General features: G+C 69.0%; 11 protein-coding genes and 1 pseudogene. 11 read left to right on the top strand and 1 reads right to left on the bottom strand.

Features of this window, described 5'->3' with window-relative positions; genetic code table 11:
* Window positions 1–4: 4 nt before the first annotated feature.
* Window positions 5–5,368 carry a glutamate synthase-related protein gene (locus tag B4L26_RS08765; RefSeq protein WP_290718068.1) on the bottom strand — a complete coding sequence of 1,788 codons (5,364 nt, stop codon included), beginning with the start codon at window positions 5,366–5,368 and terminating at the stop codon, window positions 5–7.
* 264 nt (window positions 5,369–5,632) lie between these two features.
* Here B4L26_RS08765 and rpmE point away from each other — a divergent pair, with 264 nt between their 5' ends.
* The 11 genes and pseudogenes from rpmE to B4L26_RS08710 form a co-directional block, all read left to right on the top strand.
* Window positions 5,633–5,863 (top strand): 50S ribosomal protein L31, encoded by a 231-nt coding sequence (gene rpmE, locus B4L26_RS08760; protein ID WP_290718065.1) that lies wholly within the window; start codon window positions 5,633–5,635, stop codon window positions 5,861–5,863.
* A gap of 87 nt (window positions 5,864–5,950) precedes the next feature.
* Entirely contained in the window at window positions 5,951–7,027 is a 1,077-nt protein-coding gene (gene prfA / locus B4L26_RS08755; RefSeq protein WP_290718063.1) for a peptide chain release factor 1, read from the top strand.
* Entirely contained in the window at window positions 7,024–7,929 is a 906-nt protein-coding gene (locus tag B4L26_RS08750) for a N5-glutamine methyltransferase family protein (RefSeq protein WP_290718061.1), read from the top strand. The genes prfA and B4L26_RS08750 overlap by 4 nt, the downstream gene beginning before the upstream one ends.
* A gap of 4 nt (window positions 7,930–7,933) precedes the next feature.
* Window positions 7,934–8,593, top strand: a complete 660-nt coding sequence (locus B4L26_RS08745; RefSeq protein ID WP_290718059.1) for an L-threonylcarbamoyladenylate synthase — start codon at window positions 7,934–7,936, stop codon at window positions 8,591–8,593.
* Complete coding sequence (gene glyA / locus B4L26_RS08740) at window positions 8,590–9,765, top strand: serine hydroxymethyltransferase (RefSeq protein WP_290718057.1); 1,176 nt, start codon at window positions 8,590–8,592, stop codon at window positions 9,763–9,765. Before B4L26_RS08745 ends, glyA begins: the two co-directional genes overlap by 4 nt.
* On the top strand, window positions 9,762–10,928 hold the full coding sequence (locus tag B4L26_RS08735) for a glycosyltransferase family 4 protein (protein ID WP_409563475.1): 1,167 nt from the start codon (window positions 9,762–9,764) through the stop codon (window positions 10,926–10,928). Before glyA ends, B4L26_RS08735 begins: the two co-directional genes overlap by 4 nt.
* Before the next feature lie 51 nt (window positions 10,929–10,979).
* Window positions 10,980–11,426 carry a hypothetical protein gene (locus B4L26_RS08730; protein ID WP_290718055.1) on the top strand — a complete coding sequence of 149 codons (447 nt, stop codon included), beginning with the start codon at window positions 10,980–10,982 and terminating at the stop codon, window positions 11,424–11,426.
* A gap of 294 nt (window positions 11,427–11,720) precedes the next feature.
* Window positions 11,721–12,503, top strand: a complete 783-nt coding sequence (atpB, locus tag B4L26_RS08725; RefSeq protein WP_299488984.1) for a F0F1 ATP synthase subunit A — start codon at window positions 11,721–11,723, stop codon at window positions 12,501–12,503.
* Window positions 12,504–12,583: 80 nt separating this feature from the next.
* Window positions 12,584–12,829, top strand: a complete 246-nt coding sequence (locus tag B4L26_RS08720) for an ATP synthase F0 subunit C (RefSeq protein WP_290718051.1) — start codon at window positions 12,584–12,586, stop codon at window positions 12,827–12,829.
* 13 nt (window positions 12,830–12,842) lie between these two features.
* The gene (locus tag B4L26_RS08715) at window positions 12,843–13,394 is read left to right on the top strand and encodes a F0F1 ATP synthase subunit B (RefSeq protein ID WP_290718049.1); all 552 of its coding nucleotides are present in this window, start codon (window positions 12,843–12,845) and stop codon (window positions 13,392–13,394) included.
* Between the two features lie 62 nt (window positions 13,395–13,456).
* Window positions 13,457–13,641, top strand: a pseudogene (locus B4L26_RS08710) (F0F1 ATP synthase subunit delta); the annotation flags it as partial.

The following is a 13,641-nucleotide window of genomic DNA, read 5'->3' as shown; positions in this document are numbered from 1 at the left end:
CGGTCTATCCGGCCTTTGATCTCGTGACGATTTCCGCTATGGCGCCAGGGGGGACGGGTACGTCCAGGGTATTCGTGTCGGGGATGGCGCCAAAGCCCCGGGCGATGAGCGATTCGGCGACACCGGGCACGGCCCGGGAGGCGAAGAGCTCATCGAAACTCGGCAGACCGCCGAGCAGATCTCGGTTGCGTGCGTCCTGGTACAACAGCCAGCCGTAGGTGGCTGGTGCGTCCATCGACGCGACGTTGCGCAGTTCCAATGCCGCCTTGTAGTCCGCGACGCGCTTGGCGCCGATAAGGGCGGCGAGCGCCTCGGCGGAGTAGTCGGCGAGGATGTCGCGCGCGTAGCGGGCCACCCGGGCGACCAGGTGGAAATCCTCGGTCAGCACGAGGTTGCGGGCGGCCCGGGTCAGTGCGCGGTCGCCGGTCGGCAATCCGGTGCCGTGGCGCGCCCGCTTCAACGCGACGGCGGCGACCTCGCGGGCCAACTCGAAGACGGTGAGTGCGCCGAGCAGGCGGAACGCGGTCTCGTCGTCGGTGCGACCGAAGGCCGGCACCGCGCCACCGTTTACCGGCTTTTTGGTGCGGAGACTGCGCTTGAGGGAGCGGACTTGCTCTCCGGCAATGGCCTGGCTCAACTCGTCCAGGAGCGCTCGGCGGTCCAGTGAGGCCATGATCGTCGCCGAGTCCTGGTGGGCGAGCAGGGCGCGCGGCATCGCGTAGACGATGTAGTGGCGCTCGGTCTCCCAGTTCTGCAGCAGGCGGGTCGCCAACGCCGAACCGGTCGCCTCGGCGTGCCACTCCAGCATCATCCGCGCCGCGGCGTGGTGCAGCGGGGCGAAGGGGTCGTCGACGCCGGTGATGGCACCGACGACCACCGAGTCCGAGCTGATCCGCGCATCGATGGTGCAGGCCGGGTCGTACTGGTAGAGGAAGCCGCCGCTCATCCCGTTGGCCAGGCCGTTGCCGTAGCCGCCGAGGTTGAGGACGGCGCCGTTGGTCATGTACTCGCAGCCGTACTCGCCGAGTCCCTCGATCACCGCGGTGGCTCCCGAGTTGCGGACGGCGAAGCGGTCCCCGGCCTCGCCCTCGACGAACAACCGGCCGCCGGTGGCTCCGAAGAGCGCGAAGTTGCCAATCAGGACGTTGTCGCCGGCGGCCGACGAGCCGCCGCCGGGGGAGCGGACGACGACCGTGCCGCCCGACATCGATTTGCCGACGCCGTCGTTGCAGGTACCGGTGTGGACCATATGCATGCCGTCGTTGCAGAACGCGGCGTAGGACTGTCCGGCCGAGCCGGTCGTCGGGATCCGCACGGTGTCCGGGGACAGATAGCGGCGGCCGCGGTCGTCGCGCAGGACCGGGCCCAGCGCGTCGGCCGTGACCGGGTCGAGCTCCCAATTGAGCATGCGCTCGATGTCGATCGCCAGCTGTGCGCCGACGCTCTTGTTGCGGTTGCACAGGTGCAGACGTGCAGTGGTGACGTGGGACCGCGCATCGGCCAGCAACGCGGTGCGGACCCGCTGTGCCAGCGCGTCATCAATGGCGTAGTCGCGCTCGGCGTAGACCGGGTTGGCGATGACCTTCTCCTCGACGACGGCCAGCAGTGCGTCGGGCCGGATCGCTCCGACGGTCGCGGGGTGGTCGACGACGGCCAGCAGATCGGCGCGGCCGCGCGCCGCCCTGAGTGAGGCCAATCCGTTGGCAGCGAGGATCTCGCGGACTTCGGCGGCGACGTTCAACAGGTATTGCGCCATAGCGCGCGGATCGCCTTCGAACATCTCCGGATTGGTGGTCAACCCGGCCGGGCACTTCACGTTGCAGTTCTTGGCCATCACGCAGCCGATCGACATCAAGGCGGCGGTACCGAACTCGAAGCTGTCGGCCCCCAGCAGCGCGGAGACGAGGACGTCGCGCCCGGTCTGGTGGGCGCCGGAGGCGCGTAGGACGACTTTTTGGCGCAACCCGTTGGCACACAGCGCCTGGTGGACCTCGGCCAAGCCGATCTCGGCCGCGCGCCCGGCATAGCGCAGGCTGGACACGGCCGCAGCGCCAGTACCGCCGGTGTTGCCCGCGACGTTGATGACGTCGGCGCCGGCCTTGGCGACCCCGACGGCGATCGTGCCGATACCCTCCGACGACACGAGCTTCACGATGACGCGGACCCGCGCCGCCTTGCAGTCGTGGATCAATTGCGCGAGGTCCTCGATGGAGTAGGTGTCGTGGTGCGGTGGCGGCGACACCAGTTCGACGCCGGGGGTGCCGCCGCGGGCGGCGGCGATCTCGACGGTCACCTTGGGGGCGGGCAGCTGCCCGCCCTCGCCGGGCTTGGCGCCCTGCCCGATCTTGATCTCGAGTTCCGTGAGCTCCGGGTCGGCGAGATAGCCGGCCCAGATACCGAACCGGCCAGAGGCGAACTGCTTGATGCGCGAGGCCCGGATCGTGCCGTAGCGGGAGAAGTGTTCACCGCCCTCACCGCTGTTGGACAGGCCGCCGACCATGTTCGTCCCGTGGGCCACTGCTTCGTGGGCGGGCGCGACGAGGGCGCCGTGGCTCATCGCGCCGGAGGCGAAGGTGCGGGTGATCTCGTGTGCGGGCGACACTCGTGTCAATGGCAGGGGTGCTGCGGCGGGAGACACGGCCAGGATGTCGCGGATGGCACTGGGCCGTTCGGCGCGCTCGGCGTTCAGACCCGCGACGAGCTCCCGGTACGCGCCGGTGATGGTGAACGCGTCGATCTGTTCGGGCGTCAACGGCGCGAAGCTGCTGTCGTCGTATGCGTCGGCGCCGAGCCCGAAGGCGTCGGCCAGTTCGGCGAGGGTGAGCACCGGCAGCGCCGCGTCGGCACCGGCCGCGTCGGCGACGGGTGAGACGTCGGCGGCGGTGGCGTAAGCGGGCGCCTCGTCGGTCAGCGCCTCCCAGTGGCGTACGGCCGCGACCCCGAAGGAGTGGCCGGCGCCGTCGCCGCGTTCCTTGAACAGGCCGAGCAACGGCAGGTCGCGGTCCGCCTCGCACGGTGTGGTGATTGCAGCGTCGTGGGCGCCGTCGACGGCCTCGGCGATCGGCGCGAGCCCGGCGCCGCCCGCGGGCGAGCGCAGGTTCGGGAACCAGCGGGCCAGGTCGTCGTCGGCGGTGTCGAGGAGGTTCGGCTCGAAGAACTCGCCGCCGATGTAGCTCTCGACGGTGCACAGGCCGACACGGCCCATCGTCTTCATGAGCGACTTCTCTGCGGCCTTGCGCCACCGCGCGAAAGCGGCGGTGGGATCGTCGGCGAAGCGCTGGCGTGCCCGCCGCGCCACCGAGTGCGGGTGTACCGCCGACGCGCCGAAGCCCAGGAGCACCGCGAGATGGTGACTTGATTCGACTTGGCCGCTGTCGACGACCAGCGACACGCGCAGGCGCAGGCCCGCCTCGATCAACCGCTGGTTGATTGCCGGGACCGCAAGCGCCATCGGAACGGCGGCGGCGGTGGTGCTGATGGTCCGGTCGGACAGGATCGCGATGCCACCGGTGTGCCGGGCGAACGCGACGACCTCGTCGCCGAGCGTGTCGATTGCGGCGGCGAGTGCCGCCCGGCCGCGCGAGGCGGCTGGTCGCACGGCGTGCAGCGTTGATGTGGGCACCGTCGTCTGCGCACGCAGAATGGCCAGGTCGGCCTCGGTCAGAACCGGGGTGGGGAGCACGATCTGCGTCGTCACCGCGGGGGTCGTGCCGCCGCGCTCACGGGCCGACGCGAAGACCTGCGGCCGAATCCCGAGTGCCACCCGCAGGGACATGCCGTCGGCCTCGCGGATGCTGTCCAGTGGTGGGTTCGTCACTTGCGCGAAGCGCTGGGAGAAGAAGCGGGCGACGCTGGCCTCGCGGTTGGTCAGTGCGTTGACCGCCAACCCGAACCCCATCGCTGACACCAGCTCGCCGCCGGAGTCGAGCATCGGGTCCATGAAGTAGCGGAAGCTCTCCTGGTCGAGGAAGTACGCGCGATACCGCTGATGGTCGTTCAACACGGACGCGGCGGGATCGTCGTCGGAGCAGTCGGCGGAGGGGTCGGCGACCGGGAGGTCAGCCAGGTCGACCTTGGCGGCGGCCAACAGCGCCGGGTAGTCGGCCTGCGCCGCGAGCTTCTGGTACACCTCCTCGGTCCGGTAGGTGCGGTGCTCGCGGTGGTCGTAGTAGACCATCCCGCCCGCGGACACTCGGCCGCGCGCGATGACGCGGGCCGGGTCGAAGTCGATCTGACCGGCCTCGGAGAACACGCACAGGTAGTCGGCCGTCTCGACGGTGCGCAACGGTCGTAACCCCAAGCGGTCCAGCCGGGCGCCGATGACCTGGCCGTCGCCGAACACGACTGCGGCCGGTCCGTCGTTCTTCTCCTCGTACAGGGAGAAGTACTCGAACATGGCCCGGACGGCGGGGGAGAGGGTGGTGTCGTTCTCCCACGCCGGCGGCATCATCGAGACGATCGCGGTGACCAGGTCCAGGTGGTCCTCGGTGACACGCGTCGCGACAGTCTGGTCCAGCCGAGAGCTGTCGGACTGTCCGGGCGGGCGCACGATGGTGCGGCGCGCGGCGGCGGCCGCGGTCACCTGGGCGATGCGGTTCTTCTTGTCGGTGTTGAGCTCGCCGTTGTGTGCGAGGTACCGGAACGGCTGGGCCATCGTCGGGTGCGGGTCGGTGTTGGTCGAGAACCGCGTGTGGAAATAGATGGTGTGGACCGCGTGGTCGGGGTCGGCGAGGTCACTGAAGTACCCGATGACCTCGGGGGAGGAGAGCCGGCCCTTGAGGACCTGGGTGCGCGCCGACAGCGACAGCGGGTAGAGGCCCGCAAGTTTCGGGTTGGTGTAGCCGATGGCCTCGATGTGCAGGAGGGCCTGCTGGACGAGCAGGTCGAGTCCGGCTGGCTCCGGGCACACCTCGGGGGCGGCGAAGACCCATTGGCGGATCGGTAGTTGGTAGGCGACTGCGGCGGGGAGCAGCACGCTGTCGTCGACGGGTACGTCGCGGACCGCGAGGATGGCGAACCCGCGGTCGGTCATCGTCGATTCGATCAACCGTGCGGCGCGGGATGCGCCAGCCGGATCGGAAGGCAGGAAGAAATTCCCGACGCAGAACCGGCCTAAGCGCAGGTCGGGCAGGCCGGTCACCTTGCGGAAGAACGCTGCCGAGAGGTCGATGCACACGCCGCCACCGTCGCCGACCCCCTCGGCGGAGATGCCGCCGCGATGGGGGACCGAGCACAGCGCTTGCGCGGCCATGGTGATCACCTCGTGGCGCTGGACGCCGTCCTTGCGGGTGATGAACCCGACGCCACAGCTGCTCTTCTCATCAGTCGGATCCCACAACGTTGCCGGTGGGTGTGGTGTGGATCGCAACCCCGTCTCCTGTCCGTCGTCCTCCGGGAATATCTCTGACACCGGTAGCGCTACGACGGTGGAGCGACACTGAAAACAGCGTAGCTTAGCCAATGCTAACTTTAAAAAGGTGTCCCTAACTACCAGGTCGGGGGCAGGCGGCGGCAGCCACGATTTCGGGCCGGTGGCCCGGTCGTGGCACAATGGAGCGTCGAATCAAGTCCGGTTCCGGTTCACACCCGAGGCAATCCGCGCGGGTGACCCGGCGACCACGAAAGGGACACCATGAAGAAGGACATCCACCCGGAGTACGTGGCCACCACCGTCGTGTGTGGTTGCGGCAACACGTTCGAGACCCGCAGCACCAAGAAAGACGGCCGGATCAACGTCGAAGTCTGCTCGCAGTGCCACCCGTTCTACACGGGCAAGCAGAAGATTCTCGACACCGGCGGCCGCGTCGCGCGCTTCGAGAAGCGCTACGGCAAGCGCGAGAAGAAGGCCACCGCCGACAGCTAGCTTCCGTCACGGCGCCCGGCGTGCGACTTGATCGCACGCACGGGCGCCGTGGTGTTTGTGCAGGGCAGACAGAACAGGAGGCAGGCGATGGCAACCGAGCAACCGTCGGCGATCGACGACATTCTCGCCGAATACGCGGGTCTACAGGAGCAGCTGTCGGATCCCGCGCTGCACGACGACGCCGCCACCGCGCGGCGCGTCGCCAAGCGCTTCGCCGAGCTGGGCCCGGTGATGTCGACCTACACCAAGCTCGCGGCCGCGCGCGACGACCTGGCCGCGGCGACCGAGTTGGCCGCCGATGACGCCTCGTTCGCCGAGGAAGTGCCTGTCCTGGCACAGCAAGTCGAGACCCTCGACGCCGCGCTCACCGACCTGCTGGCCCCGCGCGACCCGCACGACGCCGACGACGTGGTGCTCGAGGTGCGGCCCGGCGCCGGCGGCGAAGAATCGGCATTGTTCGCCGCCGACCTCGTCCGGATGTATCTCAAGTACTGCGAGCGTCACGGTTGGAAGGCGCAGGTCCTCGGGATCACCGAGTCCGACCTGGGCGGCTACAAAGAGGCGACGTTGTCGATCCGTGCGCCGCAGGCGACCCGCGACGGTGTCTGGTCCCGGCTGAAGTTCGAGGGTGGCGTGCACCGCGTGCAGCGCGTCCCGGTGACCGAGTCGCAGGGCCGGATCCACACCTCGGCGGCCGGGGTGCTGATCTACCCCGAGCCCGACGAAGTCGCCGAGGTCGTCATCGACGACTCCGATCTGCGCGTCGATGTGTACCGCAGCTCCGGCAAGGGCGGCCAGGGCGTCAACACCACCGACTCGGCGGTGCGCCTGACCCACCTGCCGACGGGGATCGTCGTGACGTGCCAGAACGAGCGGTCGCAATTGCAGAACAAGGCCCGGGCGATGGCCGTCCTCGCGGCACGTCTGCAGGCCCTGGCCGAGGAGGAGGCCGCGGCGGCGGCGTCGGAGGGGCGCGCCGCGCAGATCCGCACCGTGGACCGCTCTGAGCGGATCCGCACGTACAACTTCCCGGAGAACCGGATCGCCGATCACCGCATCGGCTACAAGGCGAACAACCTCGACGCTGTGCTCGGCGGCGATATGGACTCGCTTCTCGACGCCCTGGTCGAGGCTGACAAGCAGGCACGACTGGCCGCCGAGTGAGAACAGCGCGTGTGCTCGCCGACGCGGTCGAGGCGCTGACCGCGGCCGGGGTGGACTCACCGCAGCCCGACGCCCGATGGCTGCTCGCGCACGCGCTGCGCGTCGACGTCGGTCGGCTGATCCTCGTCGACGAGGTCGATGAGACGGCGCTGCGCCGGTTTCGCGACGACGTGGCGCGCCGCGCCGCCCGTGAACCGCTGCAACACATCCTGGGCCGGGTCGGGTTCGGTGCCGACACTGCCGCGATCGACCTGCGGGTCGGTCCCGGAGTGTTCGTCCCGCGGCCCGAGACCGAGCTGCTCCTGCAGTGGGCTGTGGCCACCGCGCCCCGTGGCGCGCTCGTCGCCGATCTGTGTTCCGGGTCGGGTGCGTTGGCCCTCGGTTTGGCCACCGCGCGCCCCGATGTCCGCGTGCTTGCCGTCGAACTGTTCGACGATGCCCGCACCTGGTTGCGGCGCAACGCCGCCGCTCAGCCCGTGCCGGTGGCCACGCGGGTGGCCGTCGTCGCCGCCGATGTCACCGATCCGGGCGGGTTGGCGGCGGCGATTGCCGCGCAGGCGGGTCCGACCGGTTGGCCGGTGGACGCGGCCCTGGACCTCGTCGTGGCCAACCCGCCGTACGTTCCCGAACTCACCGACGGCACCCCGACGCCGATTTCGCCGGAGGTCGCCGCCGATCCGCACCGGGCGGTATTCGCCGGCGCCGACGGCATGGCGGTGATCACGCCGATGCTCCAATCCGTGCGGGCACTGGGACGGCCGGGCACCGCTTTGGGCGTCGAGCACGACGACGCCACCGGCCCGGCCGTCGCCGCCGCGATGGACGCGGCGGGGTTCGCTGCGATCGAGCCCCATGACGACCTCGCCGGAGCGCAGCGATTCACCACCGCTGTGCAAGGATGAAGCGGTGAGCACCGTCTACGACTGCACCGACCCGCAGACGCGCTCGGCGGGCATGCGTGCCGCGGTCGCGGCGGCGCGCTCGTCGCGGCTGGTCGTGCTTCCCACGGACACCCTCTACGGCCTCGGCTGCGACGCCTTCGACTCCGAGGCCGTCGCGGATCTGCTGGCCGCCAAGGGGCGGGGACGGTCCATGCCGGTCCCGGTGCTGGTCGGTTCCTGGAACACCATCGACGGCCTGGTGCTGTCGGTGCCGCTGGCGGCCCGTGAGCTCACCCGTGCGTTCTGGCCCGGTGGTCTCTCGATCGTCGTCACACAGGCGCCGTCATTGGCGTGGGACCTCGGCGACACCGATGGGACAGTCATGCTGCGCATGCCGCTGCACCCCGTCGCGATCGAGCTGCTGCGCGAGGTCGGTCCGATGGCGGTGTCCAGTGCCAATGTGTCCGGTCAACCGCCCGCCACCACTGTGGGGCAGGCCCGGGACCAGCTCGGCGACGCCGTCGAGGTGTACCTCGACGGCGGCCCGTGCGCGGCTGCGACGGCCTCGACGATCGTGGACGTGACCGGCGAAGTGCCGGTGATCCTGCGCGAGGGTGCGATCAGTGCCGAGCGGATCGGTGAGGTCCTCGACCTGGAGGTCGCCGAACTGCGGGGTGCATCGTGAGCGGCGCACCGTTGCGAGATGCCGATCCCGCCGTCGCCGGACTCGTCGACGCGGAGGTGGCCCGCCGTGCGACGACCGTGTCGCTGATCGCCAGCGAGTCGGTGTCGACGCCGGGGGTGCGCGCCGCACTGGGGTCGGAGTTCGGCGACAAGTATGCCGAGGGACATCCCGGTCACCGCTACCACGGCGGCTGCGAAGTGGTCGACGAACTGGAGGAGCTGGCGGTCGCGCGCGCCCGCGAGCTGTTCGGTGCGGAGTACGCCGACGTCCAGCCGGTGTCCGGGTCCGTGGCGAACTTGGCGGTCTACGCGGCGTTTGCCCAGCCCGACGACGCGGTGCTGGCGCTGTCGCTTCGGCACGGCGGCCACCAGACACACGGCTCGCGTGCAAACTTCTCCGGGCGGTGGTTCACGCCGGTCTCCTACGAGCTGGACATGTCCGACGAGCGCATCGACTACGACAAGCTGCGCGACACGGCGATGTTCTACAAGCCACGGATCCTGGTGGCCGGGGCCTCGGGATACTCGCGGCACATCGACTTCGCCGCGATGCGTTCGATCGCCGACGAGGCGGGCTGCATCCTGTGGGTCGACGCGGCCCACATCGCCGGGCTCGCCATCGCCGGCATCGGACCGTCGCCGGTCGAGTACGCCGACGTCGTCACCGTCTCCACCCAGAAGATCATGCGTGGACCGCGCGGCGGGGTCATCCTTGGGCGCGCCGAGCACGCCGACGCGCTGCGCCGGGCGGTCTACCCCTTCGTACAGGGCGGGCCCAACATGGCGGCGATCGCGGCAAAGGCCGTGGCGTTCGCCGAATCGGCCACCTCCGAGTACCGCGACTACGCGCGCCGTGTCGTCGAGAACGCCGCGGCACTGGCCAGCGCCCTCGTCGACGGCGGACTGCGGGTGGTCTCCGGAGGTACCGATAACCATCTGGCCGTCATCGACGTGACCGAGTTGGGGCTGACCGGGCGCGCCGCCGCCGATGCGCTCGGTGCCGCGGGCATCGTCGTCGACAAAGCGGTTCTGCCGTTCGATCCGGCCCCGGTGGCGCTGGGCTCGGCGTTCCGGGTGGGCACTCCGACGGTGACCTCGGCCGGACAGACGGTGTCGGACATGGCCGTGCTGGCCGCGCGGATCCTCGACGTGCTGGCGGGTGCGGCGAGGTGATCGAGCAGTTGGCGGTGCCGTCGGGGATCGGTTCCCCGGGGGCCGGCGTCCCGCTGCGGGAGCTCGTGCTGGTCGGGGCCACTGCCGCGGCCGTGACATACCTGCTGACCTCGCTGGTCCGAGTGTTCGCGATCCGCGTCGGCGCCGTCGCGGTGCCCCGCGCCCGCGACGTACACGTGATCCCGACGCCTCGGCTGGGCGGGGTCGGCATGTTCATCGGCCTCGTCTCGGCGATTGCGCTGGCGGCCCAGTTGCCCGCGCTCAACCGGGGGTTCGCGTACTCCCCGGACATGATGGCGGTGATCACCGCCGGGTTGGTGATCGTGCTGGTCGGTGTCATCGACGACCGGTGGGGCCTCGACGCGCTGACCAAGTTCGTGGGCCAGCTGACCGCGGCCGGGGTGCTCGTGATCATGGGCGTGAGCTGGAACGTCTTCAACGTCCCGGTCGGCAACATCGGGACGCTGTCACTCGACCCGCTACAGGCCGGGCTGCTGACCGTCGTGATCACCGTCGCGACCATCAATGCCGTCAACTTCATCGACGGCCTCGACGGCCTCGCCGCGGGGCTGGGGCTGATCGCCGCCCTGGCGATCTGCCTGTTCTCCCTCGGGCAGCTCCGCGAACTCGGCGGCGACTCCAGCTACTACCCGCCCGCGCTGATCACCGTCGCGCTGGCCGGCGCCTGCCTGGGCTTCCTGCCCCACAACTTCAGCCCGGCGCGGATCTTCATGGGCGATTCGGGCGCGATGCTGATCGGCCTGATGCTCGCCGCGGCGTCGACGAGCGCGTCGGGTCGCATCTCGCCCAACGCCTACGGCACCGCCGACGTCTTCACCCTGCTCTCACCGCTCATCCTCGTCGCGGCGATCATGTTCATCCCGATGCTCGACATGCTGATGGCGGTCGTGCGGCGGACGAGGGCCGGAGTCGGTTTCTACACGCCCGACAAGATGCACCTGCACCACCGGCTGCTCGAACTCGGACACTCGCAGTCGCGCGTCGCGCTGCTGATCTACCTGTGGGTCGGTGTGCTGGCGCTGTCGGTGTCGGCGAGCACGGTCGCACCGCTGCGGGTCGTCGGGCCGGTGTTCCTCGTCGGCGTCGTGGTGGCGCTCGCATTCACATTCTCACCGCGCATCGCCCGGGCCTTCCGCAGCTGACTCGACGGCGGGATTGGCTGTGCCCGCCGCGCGGGCGCTAGCCTGTCAGCCATGGCTGACGACACCCCCGACATCCTGCGCGCGACGACCGACCCGCTGGGCGCGCTGAAGGCCGGGCTGCGCTACGGCTCGGTCGGCCTGGTGGCGCTCACCCTGCTCGGCCTGGCCGTCTGGGTGCCGCTGGCAGGGACCCGGGGCCTGTGGGGAGTGGTGGTCGGCGCTGCCGTCGGCGGCGGATTCATCCTGGTCACGATCATCGTGGTGCTGGCCACGGCGCACCTGGAGCCGACGACCTCGCTGTACATCATCATGGGCTCCTGGTTCCTGAAGATGGTCGCCGTCATCGTGGTGATGGGGATCGTCAAGAACATGGATTTCTACGATCGGGGCGCCCTGGTGAGCATGCTCATCGGCGCGATCGTGATCGTGCTGGGCGCGGAGTTCTACGGAGTGCTGCGCACGCGCGTGCCCTACGTCGACGAGGTGGCGGGGGAGTAGCCCCGAGCCACGCCGTGCAGCCGTCGTACCGATTGGCTCCTCCCCGGAATGGCTACTACACTGTGTCGTAGATGGTCGCCGGGACAAATCAGACCCCGGTGATCGGGTTGATGATCCGGACTTGATAGGGTTCTGATCACACCAAACAGGACTGGCCGCGCCCCGAATGCCGATAGCATGCGGAAGCGCCATACCTGTCTGTTTCCCGCATCTGCGGGATTGTCCGATCGAACCCGCACCCGCAGCCGCGAGCGCGGGGCCCGAGCACGGGAGAGAACGCTGAACACCGTCTTCTTGGCCGAGTCCGCTGAATTCCAAGCGCCGACGCTGGACGATTTCTTTCCCCCGCAGGTGCTGTTCGAAGACACGTGGTTCGCCCTCGACAGGTTGATGATCATCCGCCTGGGCGTCGTGTTCCTGCTGGGCGTCTTTTTCATGGTCGCCATGCGCAGTCCGAAGATCATCCCGCGGGGCATCCAGAACGTCGCCGAGAGCATGCTGGACTTCGTCCGCGTCCAGATCGCGGAGGAGATCCTCGGCAAGGAGAACGGGCGCAAGTACTTCGCGATCATCGCGACGATCTTCTTCGCGACGATCTTCCTGAACCTCACCTCGGTGATCCCGTTCCTGAACATCTCGTCGAACGCGCGCATCGGGTTCCCGATGGTGATGGCCGGCGCCGCCTACCTCACCTACCTGACCGTCGGGTTCCGCAAGTTCGGGTTCTTCGGATTCATCAAGTCCTCGACGGTCCTGCCCGGCGTGCCGCTGCCGATCCACTTCCTGTTGATCCCGATCGAGTTCATCTCGACGTTCGTCCTGCGGCCGTTCACGCTCACCGTCCGTCTTATGGCCAACATGCTCGCCGGCCACATCATGCTGGTCCTGTTCTTCTCGGCCACGCAGTTCTTCTTCTTCGAATCGAAGAATTGGATGGCCGTCTTCGGACTCCCGGCCCTGCTCGTCGGCGTCGCGTTCACCTTCTTCGAACTGCTGGTGATCGCGCTGCAGGCATACATCTTCGCCCTGCTGACCGCGGTCTACATCGACCAGTCGATCCACGCAGACGCACACTGACCACCGACCATCGACAACAACAACAGAACCTGACTACTCATCCATCCGGATGGGGAGCCATTTAGAAAGGGAATAGCAAGATGAGCTACATCGCCCAGACCCTCGCCGAGGCCAACGAGATCAAGGGAACCGGTTTCGGTGCCATCGGCTACGGCCTCGCCGCCATCGGCCCGGGCATCGGCGTGGGCATCGTGGCCGGCAAGGCCATCGAGGGCATCGCCCGCCAGCCCGAGCTGTCCGGCCAGATCCGCACCACCATGTTCCTCGGCATCGCGCTGTCGGAAGCCTTGGCGCTGATCGGTATCGTCGCCGGCTTCATCTTCTGATCGACGATCCGACATGACTAACGCAACCGAACTGACGCTGCTCCTGGCAGCCGAGGGCGGGGAGAAGCACAACCCGCTCCTCCCGCACACCTACGACATCGTCTGGTCGCTGGTCGCGTTCGCCTTCGTCTTCTTCGTCTTCTGGAAGTACGTCGTCCCCCGCTACCAGCAGGTGCTCGACGAGCGACGCGAGGCGATCGAGGGCGGTATCGAGCGCGCCGAGGCGACGCAGGCACAGGCCGACGCCGAGCTCGCGGCCTACCGCGAGAAGCTGGCCGGTGCCCGCGAAGAGGGCGCGGCCATCCGCGACGAGGCTCGTGCGCAGGGTCAGCAGATCATTGCCGATGCGACCGCGACCGCGCAGGCGGAGAGCGATCGGATCGTCGCAGCCGGCAACCAGCAGCTCGAGGCATCTCGACAGCAGGTTGTCTCCGAGCTGCGCAGCGACGTCGGCAAGATGTCGATCGACCTGGCCGAGAAGCTGGTCGGGCAGTCGCTGGGCGACCCCGCGAAGCAGTCGGCCACCGTTGACCGATTCCTCGCCGAGATCGACCCCGTCAAATAGCCGGAAGGCGCCCTGCCGGGGAATCGGCCGGTCGGCAATCGAGAACAGGAACGAAGAGGTAGATGTACGCAGCATCGTCACGCGAGGCCCTCGCCGAGGCGCGCGCCGTACTGGAGTCGGCCACCGGGTCGGCACAGGCCGGCGACACCACCGGCGATGAGTTGCTGGAGGTGTCGCGGCTCCTCGACGGCAACCGAGAGTTGCTGACGGCCCTGACCGAGGCGGCGCTGCCGCCCGCCGAACGAGC

It is taken from the genome of Gordonia sp. UBA7599 (assembly GCA_002477755.1).
Lineage (GTDB): Bacteria > Actinomycetota > Actinomycetes > Mycobacteriales > Mycobacteriaceae > Gordonia.
Note: the sequence above shows the minus strand (reverse complement) of the source record. Positions and strands in the feature narration are given on the sequence as shown.

Excerpts from the sequence above, each read along its gene's own strand:
- rpmE (WP_290718065.1), top strand. The coding sequence starts at position 5,633 with ATGAAGAAGGACATCCACCCGGAGTACGTGGCCACCACCGTCGTGTGT.
- prfA (WP_290718063.1), top strand. The coding sequence starts at position 5,951 with ATGGCAACCGAGCAACCGTCGGCGATCGACGACATTCTCGCCGAATAC.
- B4L26_RS08730 (WP_290718055.1), top strand. The coding sequence starts at position 10,980 with ATGGCTGACGACACCCCCGACATCCTGCGCGCGACGACCGACCCGCTG.
- B4L26_RS08720 (WP_290718051.1), top strand. The coding sequence starts at position 12,584 with ATGAGCTACATCGCCCAGACCCTCGCCGAGGCCAACGAGATCAAGGGA.
- B4L26_RS08715 (WP_290718049.1), top strand. The coding sequence starts at position 12,843 with ATGACTAACGCAACCGAACTGACGCTGCTCCTGGCAGCCGAGGGCGGG.